This window comes from Niastella sp. OAS944 (assembly GCA_024809215.1).
GTDB lineage: Bacteria > Bacteroidota > Bacteroidia > Chitinophagales > Chitinophagaceae > Niastella.
In genome coordinates, this window is record JANUBW010000001.1 from 1,661,919 (window position 1) to 1,688,256 (window position 26,338).

25 protein-coding genes are annotated in these 26,338 nt (G+C 41.8%); 6 read left to right on the forward strand and 19 right to left on the reverse strand.

Annotated features, from left to right (window positions below; translation table 11 throughout):
- Nucleotides 1–5 precede the first annotated feature (5 nt).
- Complete coding sequence (locus GGD38_RS06515) at nucleotides 6–1,364, forward strand: RagB/SusD family nutrient uptake outer membrane protein (protein WP_375298823.1); 1,359 nt, start codon at nucleotides 6–8, stop codon at nucleotides 1,362–1,364.
- A gap of 120 nt (nucleotides 1,365–1,484) precedes the next feature.
- Here the strand turns inward: GGD38_RS06515 and GGD38_RS06520 are convergent, their stop codons facing one another.
- From GGD38_RS06520 to GGD38_RS06530, 3 genes are all read right to left on the reverse strand, one after another.
- Nucleotides 1,485–1,748 carry a hypothetical protein gene (locus tag GGD38_RS06520; protein ID WP_375298822.1) on the reverse strand — a complete coding sequence of 88 codons (264 nt, stop codon included), beginning with the start codon at nucleotides 1,746–1,748 and terminating at the stop codon, nucleotides 1,485–1,487.
- 151 nt (nucleotides 1,749–1,899) lie between these two features.
- On the reverse strand, nucleotides 1,900–2,331 hold the full coding sequence (locus GGD38_RS06525; protein WP_375298821.1) for a MauE/DoxX family redox-associated membrane protein: 432 nt from the start codon (nucleotides 2,329–2,331) through the stop codon (nucleotides 1,900–1,902).
- Nucleotides 2,332–3,013: 682 nt separating this feature from the next.
- Entirely contained in the window at nucleotides 3,014–3,280 is a 267-nt protein-coding gene (locus GGD38_RS06530; RefSeq protein WP_375298820.1) for a DUF6520 family protein, read from the reverse strand.
- 692 nt (nucleotides 3,281–3,972) lie between these two features.
- Here GGD38_RS06530 and GGD38_RS06535 point away from each other — a divergent pair.
- The gene (locus tag GGD38_RS06535) at nucleotides 3,973–5,013 is read left to right on the forward strand and encodes a response regulator (RefSeq protein WP_375298819.1); all 1,041 of its coding nucleotides are present in this window, start codon (nucleotides 3,973–3,975) and stop codon (nucleotides 5,011–5,013) included.
- Nucleotides 5,014–5,023: 10 nt separating this feature from the next.
- Here GGD38_RS06535 and GGD38_RS06540 read toward each other — a convergent pair whose 3' ends face one another.
- The gene (locus tag GGD38_RS06540) at nucleotides 5,024–5,401 is read right to left on the reverse strand and encodes a phage holin family protein (RefSeq protein WP_375298818.1); all 378 of its coding nucleotides are present in this window, start codon (nucleotides 5,399–5,401) and stop codon (nucleotides 5,024–5,026) included.
- Between the two features lie 25 nt (nucleotides 5,402–5,426).
- Nucleotides 5,427–5,651, reverse strand: a complete 225-nt coding sequence (locus GGD38_RS06545; protein ID WP_375298817.1) for a YtxH domain-containing protein — start codon at nucleotides 5,649–5,651, stop codon at nucleotides 5,427–5,429.
- Between the two features lie 219 nt (nucleotides 5,652–5,870).
- Between GGD38_RS06545 and GGD38_RS06550 the strand changes: the two genes are divergently transcribed.
- Nucleotides 5,871–7,898, forward strand: a complete 2,028-nt coding sequence (locus GGD38_RS06550; protein WP_375298816.1) for a PAS domain S-box protein — start codon at nucleotides 5,871–5,873, stop codon at nucleotides 7,896–7,898.
- 71 nt (nucleotides 7,899–7,969) lie between these two features.
- On the opposite strand, the gene GGD38_RS06555 is transcribed toward GGD38_RS06550, so the two are convergent.
- The 4 genes from GGD38_RS06555 to GGD38_RS06570 form a co-directional block, all read right to left on the reverse strand.
- Nucleotides 7,970–8,986 (reverse strand): LacI family DNA-binding transcriptional regulator, encoded by a 1,017-nt coding sequence (locus tag GGD38_RS06555; RefSeq protein ID WP_375298815.1) that lies wholly within the window; start codon nucleotides 8,984–8,986, stop codon nucleotides 7,970–7,972.
- A gap of 12 nt (nucleotides 8,987–8,998) precedes the next feature.
- Nucleotides 8,999–11,290 (reverse strand): GH92 family glycosyl hydrolase, encoded by a 2,292-nt coding sequence (locus GGD38_RS06560; RefSeq protein WP_375298814.1) that lies wholly within the window; start codon nucleotides 11,288–11,290, stop codon nucleotides 8,999–9,001.
- 308 nt (nucleotides 11,291–11,598) lie between these two features.
- Entirely contained in the window at nucleotides 11,599–12,726 is a 1,128-nt protein-coding gene (locus tag GGD38_RS06565; RefSeq protein ID WP_375298813.1) for a formylglycine-generating enzyme family protein, read from the reverse strand.
- A 24-nt stretch (nucleotides 12,727–12,750) separates the two neighbouring features.
- Nucleotides 12,751–14,199, reverse strand: coding sequence for an arylsulfatase (locus tag GGD38_RS06570; RefSeq protein ID WP_375298812.1), 1,449 nt, complete (start codon nucleotides 14,197–14,199; stop codon nucleotides 12,751–12,753).
- Between the two features lie 200 nt (nucleotides 14,200–14,399).
- On the opposite strand from GGD38_RS06570, the gene GGD38_RS06575 reads away from it, so the two are divergent.
- A complete protein-coding gene (locus GGD38_RS06575) occupies nucleotides 14,400–15,221 on the forward strand; it encodes a purine-nucleoside phosphorylase (RefSeq protein WP_375298811.1) in 822 nt (273 codons plus the stop codon).
- Between the two features lie 37 nt (nucleotides 15,222–15,258).
- Here GGD38_RS06575 and GGD38_RS06580 read toward each other — a convergent pair whose 3' ends face one another.
- Nucleotides 15,259–15,642: a response regulator gene (locus GGD38_RS06580; RefSeq protein WP_375298810.1), complete on the reverse strand. Its 384-nt coding sequence runs from the start codon at nucleotides 15,640–15,642 to the stop codon at nucleotides 15,259–15,261.
- A 173-nt stretch (nucleotides 15,643–15,815) separates the two neighbouring features.
- On the opposite strand from GGD38_RS06580, the gene GGD38_RS06585 reads away from it, so the two are divergent.
- Nucleotides 15,816–16,652, forward strand: coding sequence for a serine hydrolase (locus tag GGD38_RS06585; RefSeq protein ID WP_375298809.1), 837 nt, complete (start codon nucleotides 15,816–15,818; stop codon nucleotides 16,650–16,652).
- A 218-nt stretch (nucleotides 16,653–16,870) separates the two neighbouring features.
- On the opposite strand, the gene GGD38_RS06590 is transcribed toward GGD38_RS06585, so the two are convergent.
- From GGD38_RS06590 to GGD38_RS06620, 7 genes are all read right to left on the reverse strand, one after another.
- Entirely contained in the window at nucleotides 16,871–17,557 is a 687-nt protein-coding gene (locus GGD38_RS06590) for a hypothetical protein (RefSeq protein WP_375298808.1), read from the reverse strand.
- Between the two features lie 175 nt (nucleotides 17,558–17,732).
- Nucleotides 17,733–19,799, reverse strand: a complete 2,067-nt coding sequence (locus tag GGD38_RS06595; protein ID WP_375303783.1) for a thiamine pyrophosphate-dependent enzyme — start codon at nucleotides 19,797–19,799, stop codon at nucleotides 17,733–17,735.
- Nucleotides 19,800–19,933: 134 nt separating this feature from the next.
- Nucleotides 19,934–20,545 (reverse strand): fumarylacetoacetate hydrolase family protein, encoded by a 612-nt coding sequence (locus GGD38_RS06600; RefSeq protein WP_375298806.1) that lies wholly within the window; start codon nucleotides 20,543–20,545, stop codon nucleotides 19,934–19,936.
- 116 nt (nucleotides 20,546–20,661) lie between these two features.
- Entirely contained in the window at nucleotides 20,662–21,237 is a 576-nt protein-coding gene (gene pth, locus GGD38_RS06605) for an aminoacyl-tRNA hydrolase (RefSeq protein ID WP_375298805.1), read from the reverse strand.
- Between the two features lie 260 nt (nucleotides 21,238–21,497).
- A complete protein-coding gene (locus tag GGD38_RS06610; RefSeq protein ID WP_375298804.1) occupies nucleotides 21,498–22,139 on the reverse strand; it encodes a 50S ribosomal protein L25 in 642 nt (213 codons plus the stop codon).
- Between the two features lie 29 nt (nucleotides 22,140–22,168).
- Nucleotides 22,169–23,119, reverse strand: coding sequence for a ribose-phosphate diphosphokinase (locus GGD38_RS06615; protein ID WP_375298803.1), 951 nt, complete (start codon nucleotides 23,117–23,119; stop codon nucleotides 22,169–22,171).
- Nucleotides 23,120–23,263: 144 nt separating this feature from the next.
- The gene (locus GGD38_RS06620; protein WP_375298802.1) at nucleotides 23,264–23,485 is read right to left on the reverse strand and encodes a hypothetical protein; all 222 of its coding nucleotides are present in this window, start codon (nucleotides 23,483–23,485) and stop codon (nucleotides 23,264–23,266) included.
- A gap of 127 nt (nucleotides 23,486–23,612) precedes the next feature.
- On the opposite strand from GGD38_RS06620, the gene radC reads away from it, so the two are divergent.
- On the forward strand, nucleotides 23,613–24,305 hold the full coding sequence (gene radC / locus GGD38_RS06625; protein WP_375298801.1) for a DNA repair protein RadC: 693 nt from the start codon (nucleotides 23,613–23,615) through the stop codon (nucleotides 24,303–24,305).
- Nucleotides 24,306–24,415: 110 nt separating this feature from the next.
- Here the strand turns inward: radC and GGD38_RS06630 are convergent, their stop codons facing one another.
- Nucleotides 24,416–24,736: a DUF3467 domain-containing protein gene (locus GGD38_RS06630; protein WP_375298800.1), complete on the reverse strand. Its 321-nt coding sequence runs from the start codon at nucleotides 24,734–24,736 to the stop codon at nucleotides 24,416–24,418.
- Nucleotides 24,737–24,899: 163 nt separating this feature from the next.
- Nucleotides 24,900–26,330: a SusD/RagB family nutrient-binding outer membrane lipoprotein gene (locus GGD38_RS06635; protein WP_375298799.1), complete on the reverse strand. Its 1,431-nt coding sequence runs from the start codon at nucleotides 26,328–26,330 to the stop codon at nucleotides 24,900–24,902.
- Nucleotides 26,331–26,338: the final 8 nt, after the last annotated feature.

Genomic DNA, 26,338 nt, shown 5'->3' on the forward strand with positions numbered 1-26,338 from the left:
TTCCAATGAAAGTATATCACATTTTCATACTTTGTTTGGGCCTAATAAGCTGTAAAAAAAAGGAATTTCTGGATGAAAGACCCCGGTCTGATCTGTTTGTACCGTCCACCCTGGAAGACTTTCAGGCCTTGCTTGACAATGATTTCGTTATAGGTTTAACCCCTGTTCTCGGAGAACTATCAGCTGATAACTATTATATTTTGCAATCTTCCTGGACATCACTTACCACTAAAGAAAAAAATGCCTATACCTGGGAAAAGGATACTTACTTTGGTGAAGGCAAAGTAGTAGACTGGAATACGCCCTACCAACAGATCTTATACGCTAATGTAGTATTGGAAGGGTTAAACAGAGTGAATATTACAGATGAAAATTGGAAACAATGGAATAATATAAAGGGCGCAGCTTTATTTACAAGATCCTATGCTTTTTATAACCTGGCCCAGGTATTTGCCCTGCCATACAATGCAGCCACAGCAAATGAAGACCTTGGTATTCCATTAAAATTAACGCCTAATGTAGATGAAAAGCTAAACCGGTCAACACTTGAACAAACGTATTCGCAGATATTAAAGGACCTGCTGGAAGCAAAAACCCTTCTGTTCGACACAATATCAAGCACCCGTATTCGCCCAAACAAACCAGCCGCTTTTGCCCAATTGGCCCGAGTTTATTTAAGCATGGGCCTATATCATGAGTCTGAAACATATGCAGACAGCAGTTTACAACTCTATAATTTACTGATTGATTATAATTCCCGCGACAGTACGTCAAGAGCTCCCTTTGGGCGTACAAACGCCGAAACAATGTACCAAAGCAGGTTGGTGGAAACCAATATACTTAAAGGGATATCAGGTAGTGGTTTAGTTGATACTAATTTATATAAAAGCTATTCACCAAACGATCTGCGCCGACCTTTATTCTTTTATACAACCTCACTTGGTAATTTTGCTTTCAGGCCAAGCTATACTGGCTTAATTTGGGCATTTACTGGTTTGGCTACCGATGAAACTTATTTAATACGCGCTGAATGCAGGGCCCGGGCCAACAATGTTTCAGGCGCTATGGACGACTTAAATACCCTATTAAAGCAAAGATGGAAGACGGGGACCTTTATTCCTTTTACAGCCAATACGCCAAAACAGGCATTGGATACAATACTGGTTGAAAGGCGAAAGGAATTGCCTTGCCGGGGTGTACGATGGACAGATATTCGTCGCCTGAACCAGGGAACCTACAATATAAAACCTGTACGTTTCATCAATAACCTGCCTTACGAATTACCTGTTAATAGTCCCCGGTATGCCTTACCCATTCCGCCAGATGCTGAGCAACTGGGGAATTATCAGCAAAACGAAAGATAATTACCGCAAATAAAAAACCGGTCATTACAAAATGACCGGCCTTATAGGTATGATTTTCATTAATGATAATTGATCGCCAATATAAACATTAGCAAAAAATTATTCAGATCTTTAATACGATTACAACGGGAAGTACCCGCCTTGGTGGCAAGGGGCATATACGTTAGGCTGACCACCTGGATCGGGTTTGTAATAGGTACAGGTGCCGCCAGAGCCTATAGTACAATCAAAATCTCCTCCATATTCACCCGCCTCAACATAACCTATACCGTTGAAATAATATTGTGTTGAGCCTCCACATTCAACACAAGTGTTGGTAGCAAAGGCGCCACCAACAGCAGTTAGAATTGCAATGGCAATAAATGCCAGTTTAATTTTGTTCATACTTGTCCTAATTATTAATGGTTGTACTTGTTGCCTACTCTATTATACAGGTTTTCAGCTCCCCCTGCCCGTTACATGTATGCATACTTACTCCGGAATAAGTGACGCAGCAATTAAACGGGAAAAAGTTTTTCGCAAACGACTCTGCTATTTATACTTCTACCGCTGGAACAGGTTCTCGCTTTTTAAGAATAATGCCCAGTAGTGAAATCCCAACAAAAAACAGGTTAAAGAAAAGATGCTGAGGCCAGGTGAGTTTTCTTATCACGCCACCACAAGAGCAGGGAATATACTTAAACGCATGTAATAGTATAACAACTGTATAGATCGTGAATGCTAACATTAAAAAGAAGGAGGCGTAGAGCGATTGCACTCTGGTTTTTTCGAATATCAATCCAACGGCAATCAATACTTCAATAAAAGGAATACTCCATACAAGAAAGGGGGTCATCCAATTAGGGAACGGCTGGTTATTCATTTCGCCAATAAAAGTTTTAAACGAAAGCCATTTGCTTACGCTTGCATACAAAAAAAGCAAAATCAATAAGGAAGATATTATCTCAATAATTATCTTTCTTTTCATACTATGAAAGGGTTATAAGGGGCATCAGTTATTGACAAATGGAAGCATCCCAAAATTCACTGAGTCATGCGATACGTTAGATAGTAGATAAGAATAAGGTGTTTTTGGGGGATAAGGTAGCTTATTAGAATTGAGGGCGATGGTATAACTAAAGTTATAACTAATAAATTATGTTCGAAAATTTATATCAGTTATTTTTAGTTTATTATAGTCACGAACCGTGCTTAACAATTTATGCAAAAAACATTCCTGTTGTAAACTAATTGTCAGGTAAATTATTGCGTTAATCTGCGACCGGCTCAAACCCCTTACTTATTACGTTTTTTAATTGTGCATTTAACAAAAACGCCAAAAAGTACTGCTAATGCATTTTAGCGACAAAACTACCATGCAATTTACATGTCAAACAAACAAAAAACCGGCCATTTAAGACTTTGGAGTTTTGTTAATGGTAAATTCATTATAATTTATTCAAATGAAAACCCTGTTCTAATAAAGGCAATTATGGTTATTGGGTAGCAGCAATCGTTGTAGCAATTTATGATGTAAATCGCCAGTTCCCTATATAGAAACACCAACTGGTAATTCTCCTCTAGCCGGCACAGCAACAAGCCGAACATATTACGTGTTTCTCCGTACGAATTGATACGTATTACCGGTTAATCTTTCCTGTACTATTTAATTATTTATTTAAAGGAACATACTGCCCATTTTTAAAAGGCACATACTCTTTGGGGCGGGCAACCGAATCGGGTTGGTAGAAAGTACATACTATATTAGAGTCGTAGCAATTGTAGTCGATGCCAAAATCACCTGCAGGCTTATAGGAGTTATTTACCGGAATATATTGAGGCTGCTCATCTTCCTGCATATAAAACCGGGTGGCAAAAGCACCGGCAATAGCAATAGTAACGGCAATAGCGTTCAGTATAATCTTGATCCTTTTCATACTTAGGGTGTTTAATGGTTAATTGTAGCCCCTTTTATAGAAGCTATTTCAGCCCTTTGTTCTTATAAAATTGATTATATAAATACTCACGTACTTAAACATGTGTATTAATAATAACCTGCTTACATAAACATTAATGTTTGCAAAAAATTTACGGTTGGAGAGTCACATTAGCCAGAGAACGACAGACCATTCATTTTACTATGAATACAATCAGGCCGAATACCAGCTTTGAGTTTTGAAAACAGAAGCAATGCAAAAATTCAATACCTGCTTTCTTAATAATTCCTGGAGTAAGGAATTTGATCTATTATATTAAGCTATGGTGCGCTACTGCTTTGTGTTGGTTAACCAGGGAATCTGCTTAAAAGTAAAAAGAAAAGTTGCATTCAAAAAAAAATCCTTGAACTAGATCATTTTCAATCTATATCATCTGTTGCATATCTGTATCACCCGCTTGTTCATTTTGTAATATACATAACTATTGCTTATATAATTCTAATATACCACCAGCATTAAACAGGCAACACCAATTTAATTTATTTTTAATACATCTAACACCCCGCTCCTGTTCAAGGCATAAACCTGTAATAAATCACCTTTAGGCATGACGGGCATCACATTGTTTCCCTTTTTAATTTTTAATGTTTGTACTGTTATTTAACCCGTTTTAATTGCCACCGGTAATAGTTATGAAAAAGATATTACTTATCGAAGACAATCAGGCCATACGTGAAAATACAGCCGAAATATTGGAGCTGGCCAACTATCAGGTATTTACTGCAGAAAATGGTAAGGCAGGTATAGAAACAGCTATAAAAGAAATACCCGATCTCATCATTTGTGATATCATGATGCCGGTGCTCGATGGTTACGGTGTACTGCATCTACTACATAAGAATGCCGCCCTGCAAAATATTCCATTCATCTTTTTATCGGCAAAATCTGAACGGCTCGACATAAGAAAAGGTATGGAAATGGGCGCCGATGATTATATACCTAAACCATTTGATGAAACAGAATTACTAAATGCAGTGGAAAGCCGGCTACGCAAAACCGATCTGCTGAAACAGGAGTGGATGCATGGGCTGGATGGACTGAATAAACTGATACATATCTCAGATGGGAAAAACCCTTTGCTGTCGCTTATTGAAGACCGTACAGTAAACCGCTATCGTAAAAAACAGATCATTTATCAGGAAGGAAATCGCCCATCGCGATTATACTTTGTGCAAAAAGGTAAGGTAAAAACATATAAAACAAACGACGATGGTAAAGACCTTGTAATTGGTTTATATAACGAAGGCGATTATCTTGGCTATGTAGCCTTGCTCGAAGGTTCGGCATACAATGAAACAGCAGAAGCTATTGAAGATACAGAATTGATCATAATACCCAGGGAAGACTTCGAAAAACTGATCAACACCAGCCACGAGGTGATGCGCAAGTTCATAACGCTGCTGGCCCATAATGTTGCCGAAAAAGAAGAAAAACTGTTAGGGTTGGCCTATAATTCATTACGCAAGAAAGTAGCAGAGGCCTTAATGACCCTGCATAGAAAATACAATGCACCCATTGATATTAGCCGTGAACATCTGGCCACAATAGCAGGTACAGCTACAGAATCGCTTATTAGAACATTAAGCGATTTCAAAACTGAAGGCCTGGTAAACATTAAGGGAGGAACGATTACTATTTTAAACGAAAAGAAACTGAGCACCCTGTTTAATTAGTACAGGCAGCTCACTGTTCTTCTTCTTTATTTTCTTCATCTTCTTCCTTTTTATGCAACATCTTTATTATTGCATTCATAACCGGAAAACGTATTAAACTATGCCTGGCAAACCAAACAATAATTGCCACCAATAAATAAAAGCCTGCCACAATTAAAAACCCGGCATAGTTTTTCCCAATCCAATCGCTTAATGCCCAGGCGCCGGCAATACTGCCAAATAAAAGCACAAAAAGAAATAAGACCGCAACAACAATAGATGCGATCAGGTTACCAATGGTAAGGGAAGTTTTTTCAGCAAAGCGTAGCTTGGCCAGTTCAACTCTGGTAGTTATGTACTCTTTTACATGATCAGTTAACCCTTCTACTTTTTTAAATGTCTCACTCATACAGCCGTGTTAAGTCATTAGCGCTTTAAGCAAAATCTTCAGCCTGCTGTTCCATATCGTCTTTTACAGCATTCATTTTCTCTTTCATTTCGTTGAACTTGTTTTTAATTGCGTCGGACATCTTTTTACCCTCCTCATTAATTCTTTTGCGGGTTTCAGATCCTTTATCAGGAGCAAATAAAACACCCAATACAGCGCCAACGGCAGCACCAATAACTAATGCGGTGATAACTTTACCACTGTTGTTCATAAAATTTTTATTTTTTAAAATAATGATCAAACTTATGACCTTATACAAAGTTAACGGCATGTGGCATACTTTAAACTGATTCTTATCACCTCAATATACCCCATTTTAAAAAATTGTGGAATTGGGGAGCTTCACCAAAACTAATTATAATACAATAAGTTACAACACATTTAGCCCAACGCTGGCATGTTGGCATAAATTTTTAAAATCATATAAGGCATGTACTTCAAGAATAAGAAATCAAAAGCAATGCCTCAGTCTAAAAGAATAAATAAAAGTGTAACAAATGCTTCAGACGATGCAAAACATTCAGTAGAATATAATGAGATTGAGGCCAAGTACCTTCAACTTATTCAGGCATTACCAGCAGCTATTTATACCTGCGATGTTAATGGATACATTATTACCTACAACCAGGCAGCCATTGATCTTTGGGGGCGCGAGCCCCAGCATGGCAAAGACATGTGGTGCGGTTTCTATAAAGCATATAATCTTGATGGTACCCCTATGCCGCACAACCAAAGCCCAATGGCAACAGCGCTGAAAGAAGGCAGGGAAATTAATGAAGTGGAGATCGTTATTGAACGGCCGGATGGCCAGATCCGTAATATTTTACTTAACCCTAAGCCCTTTTTTAACGCTTCGGGTAATGTGATAGGTGGCGTAAATATGTTGATTGATATTACCGAACGCAAAAATATTGACGAAAGAAACAGACATTTTACTGCCATTGTTCAGTCATCTGACGATGCTATCATCAGTAAAACATTAGACGGTATTATTACCAGCTGGAACACAAGCGCCGAAAGAATATTTGGCCACACTTCGCAGGAGATGATAGGCACCCCAATCACCAGAATAATACCAGCCGACAGATTAGATGAAGAGCCCCTGATACTGGAACGCCTGAAAAGAGGTGAACGCATAGACCACTTTGAAACAAAACGTGTTACTAAAGATGGGCGGCTACTTGATATTTCATTAAGTATTTCCCCGGTGAAAAACAGTAAGGGCGTTATTATTGGCGCCTCAAAAATAGCACGTGACATTACCGCACAAAAAATAGCCGAACAACGCATACGTGAAAGTGAAGAAAAGGTGCGGGTTAGCGAAGAAAGACTGCGCCTTGCAGTAGAAATAGCAGAAATGGGCATGTGGGACCTCGATCTGAAAACCGGACTTACCACTACCTCAGCCGAACATAGAAGAATACTTGGCTATTCAAAAACAGTACAGTGGAATAAAACACTGTTCATGCAAATGGTACATCCGGCTGACCGGCCGCGGGTTGAACAGGCCTTTCAATTGGCCATGCGAACCGGTAAGATCTCCTACGAAGCCCGCGTGGTTAGAAATGATAATACCGAGCGATGGATACGGGTAAATGGTACAACCATCTACGATAAAAAACATCAGCCGCTGCGTTTACTCGGTACCCTATTGGATATTACTGAACAAAAGAAAGCCAAGGATGAACTGGAAAACATGGTACTTGCACGTACCAGTGAGCTGGTGACAACCAATTCGGCACTGGAAAAGTCGAATCATGAACTGGAACAATTTGCCTATATAGCCAGTCACGATCTTCAGGAGCCGTTGCGCAAAATTCAAACCTTTGCCGATATGGTGAAGGAGAACCTGGGTGATAAGGAATTGACGGAAAAATATTTCAACAAGATATATACCTCAGCCAAACGGATGTCGATCCTTATCAATGATGTACTGAATTATTCGCGGCTCAGCAAAACAGGGGAACAATTTGAAACAACCGACCTGAATAAGATCTTAAACGATGTGCTTTCTGATTATGAACTCCTGATTGAGCAAAAAAAGGCAATAATATCTCATACAGATCTGCCTACAATAAAAGGCATACCCTTACAGTTACATCAGCTTTTCGCAAACCTCATCAGCAACTCTTTAAAATTTTCAGAGGTAAATCCACAAATAGCCATTTCATCCCGGGCTCTTTCCCCAGAGGAAGTTCATAAGTATCCTCATTTAATTAAAGACGGGGATTATATTCAATTAACATTTACAGATAACGGTATCGGTTTTGAACAACAGCATGCCGACCAGATATTCATTATATTTCAACGCCTCAACAACCAACGTACCTATAGTGGAACAGGCATTGGCCTTGCCTTATGTAAAAAGATAGTTGATCACCATTACGGAATTATAACAGCGCAAAGCGAACCAGGCCAGGGCGCTACCTTTACAGTAATCTTACCTGTTGAGCATTAGAAAAAAAATTGCCAGGCCAACGCGGTAACATTAACCTGGCATTATTATCAATTCACGGCAAAACAGTGGTGTTATGTTGATCCTCTCACTATTAATTTAGCAGCAAGTTCAACCTCTGTTTTTTGTAAATTATTTTCTGCATTCTCGCATTGTTCCATCAATAACGCAACTGCTTTTTTGGCAATTGCCTCCACTGGTTGTTGAATACTTGTAATACCAGGCGGGTATAATCTGAAAATATCATGATCGTCGAAACTGATAACAGCAATGTCCTGCGGAATTGCCATTTTTAACCTGGTAATACTTTCCAGGCCTAATATGCCAAGATAGTTGGTGGCAAAAAACAACGCTTCCAACTGTGGGTTATTCTGCAATAATGATTCTATAAGCTCAACTGCTTCTTCGCGTTGATGGGTATATGGAATTTTAAGAATGATGTCTTTGTTAAGGCGGATGCCTTCTTTAGAAAGCGCCCCAATATAACCATCGAGCCGCTGTTCCATTTGCATAACATCGAGGTCTACAGTAACAAAACCTATTTCTTTATACCCCTGGGCAAATAAATGCGACATACCCTGTGCAACCGCTTCGGCATTGTTCACCAACACATGTGACGCTTCTACCTCTGGCAAATAACGATCTATCAATACCACCGGCCGTTGCAGCTGAACCAATTGTTGAATATCTTCTTCCATATGCGGCGCCGGTGTTATCAAATAACCATCTACCTGCCGTTGCGAAAGCATATTGATCAACTCCTTCCCTTTTGAAGCATTATTTTCGGTACTGCAATACACAACCCGGTAACCATATTGCTCTGCTTCTTCTTCAATAGTTTTGGCCAGGGTAGCAAAAAAAATGTTCCCGATATTCTCAACGATCAGCCCCAGCGTTTTTGATTTACCGGTACGTAAACTAATAGCAAGCTGGTTGGGATAGTAACCAGCATTACGGGCAACTTCCAACACACGCTTTTCAACGGTTTCGCTGATGCGCATTTTACGTGCCTTACCATTCAATACAAATGATACGGTTGAAGATGCCACGCCCGCCATTGAGGCAATATCTTTTATGGATACCTTTTTCATACGGTTATAATCTTATTTGGCAGATGCCGGTGTTACTGAAAATGGATATGCGGCCGGTGTTGTTCCTCTTGTGTAGGATGGCGCTTTCTTTACATCGTATAGCAGTGTGCCTCCTTTTTGTAGTTGACTATGATCTATCCAGTTCTTTGTATGCGTAGTTCCGTTCAATGAAATATTATGTATATAAAATGTGCTTTTGTCTGTAGCAGGCGCCTGTATTACCAGCTTTTTCCCGTTCTCAAAACTGAGTGTCATTTTTTTGAACAGCGGTGTGCCAAAAACGTATTGGGTTGTACCGGGGCAAACAGGATAAAAGCCCATTGCTGAAAATACATACCAGGCAGAAGTTTGTCCGTTGTCCTCATCACCGCAATATCCATCGGGTGTAGCATGGTATAATTTATTCATCACCTGCCTGATCCAGTATTGTGTTTTCCAGGGTTCGCCGCCATAGTTGTACAAATAGATCATATGTTGAATGGGCTGGTTGCCATGTGCATATTGTCCCATGTTCATGATCTGCATTTCACGGATCTCATGTATAACGCCCCCATAATAACTTTCATCAAATACCGGTGGCAGTGCAAAAACCGTATCAAGCATTTTGGTAAACATCTTTGATCCACCCATTAGGTTAGCCAGCCCCTGTACATCGTGAAAAACACTCCAGGTATAATGGTAACTATTGCCCTCGGTAAATGCATCGCCCCATTTAAAAGGATTGAATGGCGATTGAAATTGACCATCTTTGTTTTTACCACGCATCAGCAACGTAGAAGGATCGAATAGGTTGCGGTAGTTCATACTGCGTTTTGCAAACCGGTCAATTTCTTCTTTTGGCCTGTTTAAACTTTTTGCCAGTTGTAATATGGTAAAGTCATCATACGCATATTCCAGAGTACGGGCTGCGTTCTCGTTGATCTTTACATCATAAGGCACATAACCCAATTCGTTATAATACTTCACCCCTTTTCTTCCCACCGAAGTAAGCGGTCCTTCATTTTCCGTATTTTTTAAAACCGCCTCATACAAGGTATTGATATCATAACCGCGTATTCCCTTTATGTACGAATCGGCAATGAGGGAGGCGGAGTTTGACCCTATCATACAATCGCGATGGCCCGGACTGGCCCATTCGGGCAACCAGCCACTTTCCTTGTAAGTATTTACAAGCCCCTGCATGATCTGGCTGTTTAACGTTGGGTACATAAGCGTAAAGAAAGGGAACACAGCCCTGAATGTATCCCAAAAGCCATTGTCGGTAAACATATAGCCTGGTAATACCTGGCCGTTGTACGGACTGTAATGCACTACCTCATTGTTCTTATTGTATTCAAAGAATTTGCGTGGGAACAACAGCACCCGGTACAAGCAGGAGTAAAAAGTTTGCAACTGGTCGGGCGTACCGCCTTCTGCAATTAAACGGCCTAACTCGCGGTTCCAAACCTGACGGCCTTTTTTGCAGGTAGCATCAAAAGAATCTTTGCCCAATTCTCTTTGCGCATTTAATTCAGCCTGTTCAAAACTAATGAATGAAGAAGCTGTTCTTACATGCACCTGTTCGCCTTTTGTTGTTTTAAAACCAATGATAGCACCAGTATGATCTGCATTGTATTCAAGCGTATCCTTAGCTAATGTTTTACTATGCCAGGTATGGGCTATGGTAAAATTCTTGTCGAAGTAAACAACGAAATAGTTTTTGAAGCCGGCAGGCACTCCACCGCTGTTGGCAGATGAATAGCCAATGATCTTTCGTTCGGCCGGAATAATTTTAATGTAGGAGCCTTTATCAAAGGCATCAATAACAATAAATGAACTATCGCATGCCGGATAGGTGAATCGTAACTGGGCAGCTCTTTCTGTTGGCGTTATCTCAGTTGTAACGTCGGCGTCGGCCAGGTAAACACTGTAATAGTAAGGGCTTGATTGTTCTGTTTTATGCGAGAACCAGCTGGCCCGCTTATCCTGGTCAAAATTAAGGTGTTTAGTAACCGGCATAATGCTGAATTGCCCATAATCGTTTATCCAGGGCGATGGCTGATGGGTTTGTTTAAACCCGCGGATCTTATCGGCGCCATACTGATACGTCCAGCCATTACCCATGGTATTGGTTTGGGGCACCCAAAAGTTCATACCCCAGGGCAAGGCGATAGCTGGATAAGTATTTCCGTTGGAGAGGCCGATCTTTGAATCGGTACCCATTAAAGGGTTTACATAATCTACGGGTTCAATGGTGTTTTGAACTACCTGTGCGTGGGAACTAATGCTAAAAAAAGCGATGGCAAGACAAATAAATGCTCTCATGTAATCAGTTAATTTAAACGTACTCATAGAGTGTCAGTACCAGTAAATTTGTAACAATATTACACTTCTAAAACGTTTTTGCAAAAATAAAAAAGCGCCGCCCTCATATATTTTTTTCTAAAATCCGGGTAAAAAGAAGTGAACGGTGTACCGAAATAACTGGTTATCTGAGACATTTCTTTACTGAACGGAAGTTGAGAACATGCGCGTTCCGTTCGCCGGTGCCCAGGTATTAAAGAGTAGATTAATATACCAGTTTGGTGGCTATTGCCACCAGCTTATGGTACTGAAAAGAGTTATTGTAGGAATTAGTTTTTTACACACCTAAACCCGGTATGCTCCAGCCCTGTGTCGGGCGATGTTTTCATACGAGCGCTAACCCGGTAGCTGGCGCAATAGGAAGCATGGCACAAGAAAGAACCGCCACGAACTACCCGTTTGGGAACCGTAGGTTCTTCGGGGTCGTAGCTGACAGCGGGTCCGGCAGGATTTATTAACTTTTTGGCGTTTGTTTGCGAATAATAATCTGAGCGATACCAATCGGAGCACCACTCCCATACATTACCGGCAACATCAAACAAGCCGTATGCATTGGCTGCGAATGTTTTTACCGGCGACACACGTGCATAGCCATCTGTTGTGGTATTACGATCGGGGAAATGTCCCTGCCATGTGTTTGCTTTCGGTTGCCCTTTATCGATGGGCTCGGCGCCCCAGGTAAATGGTTGATTGGTTAACCCGGCCCTTGCTGCCCACTCCCACTCTGCTTCTGTAGGTAAACGTTTTCCGGCCCATTTTGCATATGCCATGGCATCATCCCACGATACCTGCACTACCGGTAAATTTTCCTTTCCTCTAATACTGCTACCAGGCCCTTGCGGATGACGCCAGTCGGCCCCTTTTACCCATTGCCACCACTGGCTAACATCATTTAATTGTATGGCTTGCGAAGGTGGCGTAAATACCAACGATGCTGCTACCAGTAAACTATCGGCCGGTTTGGGTGTGCCTGGTGGTAATTGCTTTTTTAATTCTTCCCAATCGGGTGTACGCTCAGCCGTTGTTTTATAACCGGTTGCTTTTACAAACTTCATAAACATGGCATTGGTAACTTCGGTAGCATCCATATAAAAACCGTCAACATGAACGGCATGTTGCGGATATTCATCTGGCCGCCCTTCTTTATCAGCAGCCCCCATTAAAAAATCGCCACCGGGAATTTTAACCATACCATCATATGAGCTATTGCCACTGGCTACAATGGTATCGGTAGATGTATTTGCAGCAAAACGCGAAGGAATATTAGAAGTACATGACATCACCGTATCACCTGCAGGGATCACATCTTTTCTTACAGTTGCTGTACCGCTCGATTGTTTACATGCAGTAAACCCTACAGCAGTTATCAAAACACAAAACCAGGTGAGCTTATTCATATACTTTAATATCAATTTCTTTTACTAATTAACGTCAGCCGGTTTTGCAAATAAAGGAAAATCGGGGCTTTCGCGATGTTGCTCCTGCATGATCTTCTTTATTTCAGCAACAACATCGGGATGTTTGTCTGCCACATTATTTTTTTCAGCAACATCAGTTTGAAGGTCGTATAATTCAATAGGGCCATTGGGGTTGGCGGCGGCATTTAACTTTACTCCTTTCCATTTACCCATACGCACTGCCTGTTTTCCGCCTTGCTCATGAAACTCCCAATACAACCAGGGATGAGCGGGCGCATTCTTTTGTCCCAATAAAGCAGGAACTATTGAAATACCGTCGATGCCTTTGGGTTGCGGTTGTTTTGCCAGTTCGGCAAACGTGGGTAACAGGTCATAAAACGCACCTGCATAATCGGATGTAGCGCCAGCCTTTATTTTACCAGGCCACCAGGCAATAAATGGTTCGCGAATACCGCCTTCATACAGATCTCTTTTTATTCCACGGAAAGGACCACTGCTTTTGAAATATGCCGGGTCGTTACCACCTTCTTTATGCGGGCCATTATCACTTGAGAATATTACCAGGGTATTTTTATCGATACCGTATTCACGTAATTTCTGCAGCACCTGTCCTACATAAACATCCAACCTACTCACCATAGCAGCATATGCTGCACGTGGGAACGACTGGGGTTGATATCCCTTGCCCGTCCACATTTCATCGGGGATTGGTTGTTCTTCTTCCTTAAACAGCTTTTTATACTTTGCCAACAGGCTATCGCCTTTTGGCGCCTGCAAGCCAGCATGTGGTAATGTATACGATAGAAATAAAAAGAAAGGTTTGTCTTTTTGCTCTTTAATAAATGAAAGCGCCTTCTGTTGTATCAGATCTGCAGAATAATCGCTGAACAATGGTGGCTTATTACCCGGAAAATCAACACGGGTATCGTTCTCCCATAAATGATCGGGGAAGTAATTATGCGCCTTCGACTGACAATTATAACCATAGAACTTATCGAACCCCTGCTTTATAGGATCGCCGGTTGAAGCCACCGGGCCTAATCCCCATTTACCGAAGTCACCGGTAACATACCCGCCCTTTTTTAATACCTCAGCAATGGTAATTGCAGAGTCGGGAATTGGCCATTGCCCTTCGGGTTCTACCCCTTTATTACCACGGATAGGTGTATGACCTGTATGTTGACCGGTAAGTAACGATGAGCGTGAGGGTGCGCATACAGCTGTGCCCGCATAAAACTGGGTAAACCGCAGCCCCTGTTTTGCCATTGCATCGAGGTTGGGGGTTTGTATCAAACGCTGTCCATAACAACCCAAATCGCCATACCCCATATCATCGGCCAAGATGAATATAATATTGGGCCGGTCAGCTTTTGCCTGTTGACCGAAACTGTTGCCAGGCTGCAAAAATAAACTTACACTAAGCAGGAAGAATGAAACATACGCTTTGCTCATCTGTATTTGACATTTTCTTAAAGTTCAAAACACTATTATCCTACTAATTCTATAGGATTGGCAATATAAATCATAATCATTAAAAAGAATATAGCTCAGCCCATTAAAAGCTTCTTAATGCTTTATACAAAGCGCAATAAAAATATCCAAATGCTTCAAAATAACCCTGGGAAACCTTTATTTTGAAAAAAAATTACGGGATGGACCAAATCATTGAAAAAATTGCACAAACTGCCCGCTTTTTAGAAGATAAAGGCTTTACAGGTGCCAGCACGGCAATAGTATTAGGCACGGGCCTGGGCTCATTTATTGACCGGGTTACAGTGGAGCAACAAATTTCATACAACGACATCCCGCATTTTGCTACCTCCACCGTTGAATCGCATAAGGGAAAACTGATACTTGCCTCTGTTGCCAATAAAAAGATCCTCATCATGCAGGGCCGCTTTCATTACTATGAGGGTTATAGCATGCAACAAATTACCTTTCCGGTAAGAGTGTTTAAAGCATTAGGCGTAACCAGTTTGCTGCTGAGCAATGCAGCCGGTGGCATGAACCCCGAATACAAAAAAGGCGACATCGTATTGTTGACCGATCATATAAACATGCAACCGGAAAATCCGTTGCGTGGTTTGAATGAACCCGCCCTGGGCCCCCGATTTCCCGATATGAGCCAGCCTTATGACGAAAAAATTAGTAAGCTATTTATTAAAACGGCATTAGAATTATCGGTACCGCTGAAGCAAGGCGTATATGTAGCAGTACCGGGCCCTAATCTTGAAACAAAAGCAGAGTACCGTTTCCTGCGGGTGATTGGCGCCGACATGGTAGGCATGAGCACCGTGCCTGAGGTTATTGTGGCCAACCAGATAGGATTACGTTGTGCGGCTGTTAGTGTTATAACCGATGAATGCGATCCCGACAACCTGCATGCTGTAAACATTGAAGAAATAATTGCTGTTGCCGGTAAAGCCGATCAAAAGTTAAGCCCGGTATTTAAAGGTGTAATAGAGCAACTATAATCACTCTTTTTGCATGCGCCATACAACTTAACTGCTGTTAAGAAACCAGTGATTGCAAAAAGCTGCAAAGTTCAGAAAAACGGGATGGCTTTGTTACAAATGATACAGCCCCTAATTCTTTTGTTTTGGCAATATCGCCGGGGTTTGAACTGGTAGTATAAATGATCACCGGAATGTCCTTTAATGTTTCTGTTTGCTTTATTTCTTTCAGAAATTGCATTCCGCCCATGCGCGGCATATTAAGATCAACAAAAATATAGTCGGGTAATGTGTCTGCATTTGAAAGCGCTTCCAGTGCTTCGTAGCCATTGGTTGCAGTTTGTAAGGCAAGGTGGTCATCAACTTTCGCCAAAGCCGATTTGAAAATTTCATGATCGTCTATATCATCATCAACAAGGAACAGCAATTGATTTTGAAGCATTGAAATAAGTTTCAGAAATTAGGTTTTATACCTATATGTCAAGGTAATATTTTTTTCAGAAAACCAGCCTAACTTTTTACCAGTAAAACTATAACTTCAGGGGTATGACCAATTATCCCAAAATCTCCGTTCTCATTTGTAGCTTATTCCTGCTTTGCGCCTGCTCAAATCGTATGACATTACATAAACTTAAAGATGAGATCAGTGCAAAACTGGCAGAACAACCAGGTGATTTTGCAGTAGCGTTTAAAGACCTCACTACGGGCGACTCATTACTGATAAATGAACAAACTTTCTTTCATGCAGCCAGCACTATGAAAACTCCGGTAATGATTGAAGTATACAAACAGGCTGCAGCCGGTATTTTCAATTTGAATGACTCCATTACTTTAAGAAATGAGTTTAAAAGTATTGTAGACAGCAGCAGCTTTATCCTAAATGCCAATGACGATAGCGAAAAAGAGCTTTACAAACACCTTGGTGAAAAAAGAACATTGTACAGTCTTGTTTATGATATGATCATTTCGAGCAGTAACCTCGCAACCAATATGGTTATTGAGCTGGTGAATGCCCGTAAGGTTACACAAACCATGCGACAGCTGGGCGCCCATAAAATTCAGGTTTTACGCGGTGTTGAAGATTCGAAAGCTTTTGCAAAAGGATTAAACAATGTTACTACCGCCAAGGACCTGATGGTGATATTTGAGAAAATGGCCAGGGGCGAAATTGTAGACAGCGCTTCTTCTCAAGCCATGATTAAAATTCTATTAAATCAGCAGTTCAATGAGATCATACCTGCCCGCTTACCAAAGGACGTTAAGGTGGCGCATAAAACAGGCAACATCACCAATGTGCAGCACGATTCGGGCATAGTATTACTGCCCAATGGGAAGAAATATGTGTTGGTGTTGCTGTCAAAAAACCTTAAAAAGGAAGAACAGGCAAAAAAAGCGATGGCCGAAGTTTCGGAAATGATCTATAAATATGTTACTGCTCCCAGGGAACAATAACTACACTTACGACAAAACATAAAAGAGGCAGCCCCTAGGAATAGGGGCTGCGAGTCACATGAGAAAAATTCTATTACCGCAACTGGTTTTATATTGATCCAGGGATGAGTTGCAGTAGGCTATAGAAAAAAATCCCCGGAGTTTGTTTTACGTAAACGCGAAAAGTAAAACATGTATTGCGAGTAATTCGCTTACCGTTCACTGATTTCGTTACGCTACTATCGTACAGCTTTGGAATAATGCAATGGTCGTTTATGCAATATGTCCATCAGCAGTTCAAAAAGATCATTTTCCCTGTAATTGTACCTGAATTCTGTTTCTTTAACATGGAGGTAGAGCGTGCCGCTGTTTAATCCGCGGAATTTTATCAACCGCGATTTCAGCATACCCCAAAACATATCGATCTCATCGATATGCGACTTGCCTCTGGTTACACTGGGTACTGATTCATTTACCCGGTATAACCTGATGCTGTTGAAGTCGGCAATGCCGTTGTAAACGTTCAGGCGGTACTGTTCTAAAAGATTTTTCTCGCCTTCTGTTTTTCCTTTTAACCAATCGTACATCCACTCTGCATCGATGTTTGCGATCTTATCGGTATGAATGGTTTCATCGTTCTTGAATATTCCATAGAACGACTTCTTTGAACCAGCGCCATTACTGGCTACTGTTCCATTCTCCGATGCGTGATGAACGATTCCATTAGTAAAATGAAATGGATTCCTCTCTTCGCAAAACTTTGCAATGTGTGTACGAATTAGTTTGAAGTACGCATTTACCGTAATTCGACTAATCCCTGTAATGTTTGCGATCTGTGTGGCTGTCAGATCTTCCGAGAATAATTTAATAAGTTCCCTTACTTTCCGCTCAGAAAGATGGGCCCCCTTAAGGTATCTGTTTTTCATGGCTGCTTAGGTGGTTTGAAGTACGTAACTCTACGTAAATAAGACAAATTTTATTATACGCTGCGTGTTAAAATATTATAAACGGCAGAAGGATAGGATGTACGAGACAACCTAGTTATCTTGTAGAATAGAAGGGGAAATAAAATTATCTTGTAACGTTACGTAACAACTATAATCACCATTGTAATAATTGCTTAATTGCAGCCGTAACTTTTTCACCATTAGGTAACATTGCCTGCTCAAGTTGCATATTCATGGGCACAGCCGGTACATTTAATGCACCTAATACTTCCACCGGTGCATCGAGCCATTGAAAACAGGCACGTGATATTCTTGCAGCTAAGGCTTCAGCAAAAGAATTGTTTTGTTGTTCTTCGGTAAGCACCAAACATTTGCCATGTTTTTTTACCCGTTCAAAGACGAGATTTTCATCGAGGGGAAAGAGGGTACGTAAATCGATAATATCCAGCTGACCGGGAAAATGTTTCGCAGCAGATTTTGCCCAATACACACCCATGCCATACGTTATGATGCAACATGATTCTCCGGTTTCAATATTCCTATCATCGGCCTGCACCGCCAATGCAGCCTTACCAAGCGGCAATACATAATCGCGCGATGGTTCAACAGTTTTAGCATCTTCAGTGCCGGGTACTTTACTCCAGTAAAGTCCTTTATGTTCAAGCATTACAACCGGATTGGGATCGAGGAATGCGGCTTTCATCAATCCTTTCATATCGGCCGCGTTGGAAGGATAAACGACTTTAATGCCTTTTACCGTCAATAACGTAGACTCAACGCTGCCACTATGATAAGGGCCTCCACCACCATAAGCGCCAATAGGCACCCGTATTACTGTTTGAACAGGGAACTTACCGCAACTGAGGTAACATGATTTAGAGATCTCAGTAACCAGTTGATTAAAGCCGGGGTATATATAATCTGCAAACTGTACTTCAACAATAGGCTTTACGCCTACCGCACTCATTCCTACGGTTGAGCCAATGATATATGCTTCCTGAATGGCAGTATTAAAAACACGCACGTCACTGAACCGTTCAGCCAATGTGGCGGCTTCGCGAAAAACACCACCCAGGCGGCGGCCAACATCCTGCCCGTATAACATAGCTTCGGGAAACTCTTCCATGATCTCCCTGATGGCAAAAAGCGCCGCATCAACCATTATAATTTTTTCTGCCCCTGCCGGCTGGCGCTGTCCTTTTTCGTGGGTAATAGGCGTTGGTACAAAAACATGATCGGTTACGGTTGCGGGGTCGGGTTCAGGCGCTTGTATTGCCTCCTGAAACTGATTTCTCACAGCTTCCCAGGCGTCCTTTTCTATGGCTTGTAAATGGCCCTCATCAACACCAAGGTGTTGCAATCGCAGGCGTAATTTGGGCCCAGGATCGTTTACGGCATGTTTTTCTAGGTCCTCTTGTGTACGATAAAACTCTTTACGTACCCCACTGGTATGATGCCCCAGCAATGGCACTTTGGCCTGAACCAGGTACGGTGTTCTATGTTGCCGAACATACTGCACCACCCGGTGCATGGTATCGAAGCTTTCTTCAAAATTGCTTCCATCAATGCGCACCCTGTCGAGCCCGGGGAAACCGGCGGCATAATCATATGCATCCATTACCCGTACCTCTTCGGCGCTGGCGCTTATACCCCAGTTATTATCCTGCACCAGGTAAATCACCGGCAGCTTTTTCAATATGGCAAACTGCAGGGCTTCGCTTACTTCGCCTTCCGTTACGCTGGCATCGCCCAGGGAACAAATAACAACGGGCTTTTCACCATTGGGGCCATATACTATTCTATCGGAGTTTATTTGTTCAAGGTATTGAATTCCCTGGGCAATACCGGTAGTGGGAATTACCTGCATACCGGTGGCGCTGCTCTGGTGTATGATAGTAGGTTTATCGTTGCCACGATAGTTGGGGTGGCCATAATATTCGCGCCCCCCCGTAAATATATCATCACGTTTGGCCAGCAGCTGTAACATCAGCTGATAAGGCGCAAAACCCAATCCCAGCAGAATGCTTTCATCGCGGTAATAGGGGCTTACAAAATCACATGGCAGTAATTGAAAGGCCGCGGCCAGCTGAATAGCTTCATGGCCACGGGATGTAGAATGAACATATTTACAGGCGGTACGGTTTGCTTCATAGGTTTCGGCCATAGCTTTTGCAGTGCACATAAGCCGGTAGGCCTTTAATAATATGTCGGTATGCATCATAGTTAACCGACAAAAATAACAATAACAATCGTTAGTTTGGAAAAAAGACGTCGGAAGTCCTCAGATTTCAGGCATAAAAAAGCCTCTCCCGAGGAATCGGGAAAGGCTATTTCCTTGTAATGATGATCTATTTGTTATTTGATCTCTAAACTTAATAGGCTGTCGTCTTCAATAAAAGCTTCCAGCTCGTCACCAACTACACACTCTCCTACTCCGGCCGGTGTGCCGGTAAATACCAGGTCGCCAATGTTCACTGAAAAGTAATTGGAAATGTAAGCAACTACTTTATCAAAGTTATTGATCATTAAACCTGAGTTACCCTGCTGCACCAGTTCTTTATTCTTATATAAACAGAAGTTGATGTCTTTTTTGTTTTTGATATTCGTTAACGGAATCCACTTGCCAATTACGGCCGAGTTATCCCAGGCTTTTGCTTTCTCCCAGGGAAGACCCTTTTCCTTCAGTTCGTTTTGAATATCGCGGGCGGTAAAGTCGATACCAACAGTTACAGCATCATAATACTTACTGGCAAACCTGTCCTGTATGTATTTACCATTCTTCGATATACGCAATACCAGTTCACATTCATAATGCAATTCATTAGTGAACTCGGGGTAATAAAAAGGGGTATGAGCCTGCAGTAAAGCACTTTTAGGTTTCATAAAAACGATAGGTTCATCTGAAACCTCGTTACCCAATTCTTTTGCGTGAGCCACATAATTACGGCCTACACAGAAAATTTTCATACTCAACAAAGGGTTTAATTGAGATAATTGTTTTCAAGTTTCATGCGCCTGGAAAAGCCGGGGGTACGTGGGCCATAGATATTGGCATTGCGAAAATAAAGATTCAAATTAACAAATCATAGTGTAAACTCCAATTTATTCGCTTCATTCATAGTTCGTTCGATGCCAATGGTGATAAAATTCTCTACCACTTCCACACATTTTTCAACCTTTCGTTTTACTAAGGGCGATTCCTCGGGCGTCCAGCGGCTAAGTACAAAATCCGCCTGCCCTCCTTTGGGGAAATTGTTACCGACTCCGAATCGTAATCGGGGATAATTATCGGTTAGAAGGGTCTCCTCAATACTCCGCAATCCGTTATGACCGGCACTACTACCCGAAGATCGAAGCCGTATGCGGGAAAGCGGTAATGCAATATCGTCTACTATTACCAATAATTGTTCCAAAGCGACGGATTCTTTTTCCATCCAATACTTTACAGCCTTTCCACTTAGGTTCATGAACGTGGTGGGCTTGATTATGATCAACTTTTTGCCCTTCCATTTCATCTCACAAACATGTGCCAGCCTTCCCACCCCAAAAAAGCCCCCGTGTTTTTGGGTAAAAGCATCCACTACATCAAAACCTATGTTGTGACGGGTATACACATAATCATCGCCTATATTACCTAAGCCTATCAACAGGAATTTCATAGTGGGCAATATTTAACTATCAACTGTCTGGTGGTGGGGTAAGCAGATATGCAGAAAAAGGCCAAAAATGATCAAAACAGTCTAAAGAATCAAAGGTCAAATTGGTAAAATGAGCCTGTTCAATCGGGTGGTCAGATCAGTAAAAAGGGTCAAATGCGTCAATGGATTCCTTTTTCTCAGTACCGCATGTGACTCACTTGACCTTCTTATTTTGACTTAAAAGCCCGGAATTACCCGGGCTTTATATGCATTGAATTATCTTACTTTTTTGCAGCAGGTGCTTTTGCAGCAGCGGCAGCAGGTGCTTTAGCTGCAGGAGCTTTACCAGCAGCAGGAGCAGCAGCTTCTTCCTGTTTCAACTGACGTGTCATTACTACAGATGCAATGGGAATACGTGGTGAGTTCAGGATCTCATAATCTGGCTCGTTCACATCTTCAACACGAATGTTACCATTCAACTCGAGGTTGGTAATATCTACTTCAATGTTCTCTTTAAGGTGCTGAGGCAAAGACTTTACTTTTAAAGCTTTTACTTTAGTGATAAGACGGCCACCATCTTTTACCCCTTGTGAAGTTCCGGTGAACTTAACAGGAATAGTAGCAATAACTGCTTTATCAGCTACCAGCTCAAGGAAGTCACAGTGTGCCAGTTGATCAGTAACCTTGTCAAGTTGCAGATCTTTCAAAATGCATTTGTAGGTTTTGCCACCTACTTTAATTTCGGCTAACTGGAAAGCTGAGGTATATACGATGGGTTTGAAAGCCAGCAGAGGAGCTGAAAAAGATACTTCCTCTGTACCGCCGTAAATTACACCAGGCACCAATCCCTGAGAGCGAAGTTGGCGGGTGGCTTTTTTCCCGGTTTCGGTCCTCAGTTGTCCTTCGATTGTAATTGATTTCATTGTTTATATTGTTTTATAAATTCCTAATACTAGCTATTTCTTCGCTGACTGTGTATGAACAACCCTGTTATACTTCTGTTCTCATATGCATTGCGTATTGCTACAGCAAACAGTTCAGCCACGCTTAAGACCTTTACTTTGTCTAACTTTTGCTTCATGGGTATTGTGTCACATACTACCAGTTCTTCCAACACACTTTTCTCAATATTTGAGTATGCATTTCCGCTCAAAACCGGGTGTGTACACAATGCGCGAACGCTGCGTGCTCCTTTTTCCTTTAGCAAACCGGCTGCTTTGGCCAGTGTGCCCCCTGTATCGCAAATATCATCTATCAGCACTACATCCCGGCCGGTAACATCACCAATTACTACCATGCTGGCTATTTCATTGGCCCGTTTACGGTGCTTATCGCAGATCACCATTTCAGCATTAAAATAGGATGCAATTTCGCGTATCCGGTTGGCACTTCCCACGTCAGGGGCCGCAAAGGTAAGGTTTTCCAACTGAAGTTGCTGGATGTATGGAATAAAAATAGCAGAACTGTCGAGGTGATCAACGGGAATGTCGAAATACCCCTGGATCTGCGGAGCGTGCAGGTCCATGGTAATTACGCGATCGGCGCCGGCAGCCACTAACATATTGGCCATCAGCTTAGAACCAATTGCCACACGGGGTTTATCCTTTCGGTCTTGCCGGGCGTAGCCGTAATAAGGTATTACAGCCACCACCTTGTAGGCCGAAGCCCGCCGGGCGGCGTCGATCATCAATAATAATTCCAGCATATTTTCTGCCGGGGCAAAAGTGCTTTGCACCAGGAAAACCATGTCGCCACGGATACTCTCCTGGAATACAGGCTGAATTTCTCCGTCGCTGAACTTAGAAATCGTGATTTTTCCAAGGGCGGCCCCGAATTTCTGAGCTATTTTCTCAGCCAGGTATTGCGAGCCTGTGCCTGAGAAGATCTTGATTGACATTTGCATACCGCTGTAAAATGTGCGGCGAAGATAAACGAAGCTTTGGTAATTGCCCGATAACCTTAGTACAAAAAATTTATTTCGAACTTAATACAGAAAAATAGCATTATCAATGGTTATTGATTATCCGGTGCATCCCCAAAAATCGTATTACTTGGTAACTGTCAGCAGCATTCTTGGTCCGCCGGGTTCAACAATAGCTGTTTTATGCGAAGCACCTGCCTCTTTGGCGATCGACTTCTTCGGATAAAAAGCATAAAAAATAGCGGAACAAATAAAAATAGAGAAGAAAAGGGCTACAAAATACATTCCAATGCAAAACAGGAAGGGTTGGTAACCTCCAATAGCGGCCAGAGTAGTCTTTCTATTCATGGGGATATAGATTATATATTCTTAATAAGATTTGGATTTATTTTAAAATAACGCACAATTTAGTAAATAAAGTACATTTTGTGGTTATTATAGTATTTGTCCGAAAAGTACTGCAAATATTTGAACTATGCAAGACCTAAAATTTTCAATAAAAAAATGGGCTAAGGACGACCGGCCACGGGAAAAGCTACTTGGGAAAAATCCGGCTACTTTGAGCGACTCAGAACTCCTCTCCATACTCATCGGAAACGGTAATCGAGAAAAGAATGCCATTGAACTGGCAAAAGAGGTTCTTCGACTGGGCAAGAACAACCTAAATGAACTAGGTAAAGTTACCATACAGGAAATGACGCGCATAAAAGGAATAGGAAAAGTGAAGGCAATTACCATTACCGCAGCCCTCGAATTGGGTCGTCGCCGGCATGCTTCGCTTTCCCTTGAAAAACCTTTGGTGCGAAGCAGCCGCGACATAGCTACGCACCTACAGGCCCTTTTTCAAGACCTGCCGTATGAGGTTTTTGCCGTGGCGTATTTAAACCGCGGCAACCGTATCAATCATTTTGAAATTATAAGCCAGGGTGGTATTACCAGCACTATTGCCGATCCCCGCATTATTCTTAAGAAAGCGTTACTAGAAGATGCCGTAAGCCTGATCCTTTGTCATAATCATCCCTCGGGTAATTTACAACCCAGCCGGGCCGATCAGGAACTTACCAAAAAATTAAAAGAGGCCTCGAACCTGTTCGATATTTGCCTCTTTGATCATATTATAGTTAGTGAGAACGGCTATTATAGCTTTGCAGATTCCGGCATGTTATAACCAATTGGCAATTGGCAATGAGCAATTGGCAAGGGTGGCCGGTATTCGGGCGTTCCTATAATTCGCAAATCTTCTCTTTGCCTATTGTCTATTGCAAATTGTCTATTGATTTAAGCTTGTGCAGTTGGCCCACCGAAAGTCATTGGAAGTTGCACGTCTTCAAGGTCCTGGATCTTTCCATTGGCAGCTTCAAATCGCTGAATATTCTCAGTTAATGCCTTCATGAAACGTTTGGCATGCTGCGGCGTTAATATGATACGCGACTTCACCTTACTTTTTGGTGTTCCGGGCATTACATTCACAAAATCTATTACAAACTCGGCATGTGAATGTGTAATGATGGCAAGATTGGCGTACTCCCCTTCTGCTACTTCTTCCGAAATTTCGATATTAAGCTGGTTCTGTTGTTGCTGGTTTTGATCTTCCATCATAAAATGTTTAAGCCTCAAAAGTAAGAAACCGGGCGGTAACAGGGTGAGTAGCCTGTTGAATTAATTTTTTATGGTAGAATTTACCTTTAAAAGCAATTGACCCAATAAAAGAGGGTGTGCCAATTGTGACACACCCCCGTTCATTTATACACTTGGTTATTTATCAGAACTTATCGAACCAAAGTTTGGTGGTTACTTTATCGCCGCCTATTGCCGAAGAAGCATCGGTATAGTTCCTGGTATTATAGTTTTGTTCATTTACCGGGTAAGTAAACCGCACAGGTATGGCTGAAACGGCTCTATAAGCCGGTAGTAATTGTGGATAGTCGAGTCTTTTCCACTCAATCCATGCATCCCAGCCGCGATTGTATAAAGCGAGCCATTTTTGTATACCTATCTTTTGTTTATATGTTCCGCCGGCTGTTGCATAAGCTACATCGGGTTGGGCCAAATAGTCTGCAGCATCAGTAGCGGAAGCTCCCCAATCAGTTATGGATGCAGTAACGGCATTATTATAGTGAGTAGCGGCCGTACCTCCTACGTTAAAACCCCTTGCTGCCGCTTCTGCCAATAAAAATTCAACTTCGGCATAATCAAGCAATGTATGTGGATATTCAGGCTTGGTCAAATGCTCACTTGGCTTTGAAAAGGTGCTGTAGCTGCTGCTTCTTCCCGGGGCGCCTCCAGAGTAACCTCCACTTCCGTCTAACGTAAAATACAGCGGCAGACGGGGATCATTAAGGCTATCTGTCATTTTCACAATAGTACTATTGGCCACAAAATCTTTTCTTCCACTTTGTACCAGGTCTTCCCAAATGGGGTTGGTATTTGGTGGGGCAGCTTTGAAAACAAACTTGGCGCTTTCACTATTAGAAGTAAAAACACCTGCTGCAACGGCTGCTTCTGCTGTTGATTTTGCCTTTGCCGCGTCGTCATCGGCAATGGTAAGGGCCATTTTCAATTTTATGGAATTGGCAAACTTCTTCCACAAGGCAATGTCGCCACCATAAATAATATCGGTAGAACCAAAACCTTCAGCCGAAGTATTCAGTGCGGCAATATCTGCATCGAGCCTGCTCAATAAATTATTGTATACAGTTTTTGCATCATCATATTTCGGGTATACGCTATCAATATTCATAGCTTTTGTATAGGGAATATTGCCAAACGTTGTTACCAGGTAATAATAGGTATACACTTCCGTGATATCCAACTGGGCCAGTTGGTTTTTACGAACAGCCTCGTTCGTTACATCAGTTGGTATTAATTTACGGGCAGCTTCACAATCGGTCAGCACATCGCGGTACAGCGCCGTCCACCCATTACCATTAATATTTCGGGTAGTTAAGTTATAACGGCTTTCATTTAAATAAGTGGTCTCCTGCCAGTATTGTGTTATAAGGCGGAATATATTCAGGTTAACATTTGAAGAGGCCAGTGTACGCGCCAGGTTCTTTTGAGCATTGGTATATAAAGACCAGGAGAATACAGTTGCCGGATTTTTGGGATCATTATTCAAGCTGGTAATATCCTTTTTACAGGAGCTTATCAGTATTATGAATGACGATAGTATTATTAATTTAGTCTTATTCATACAATTTT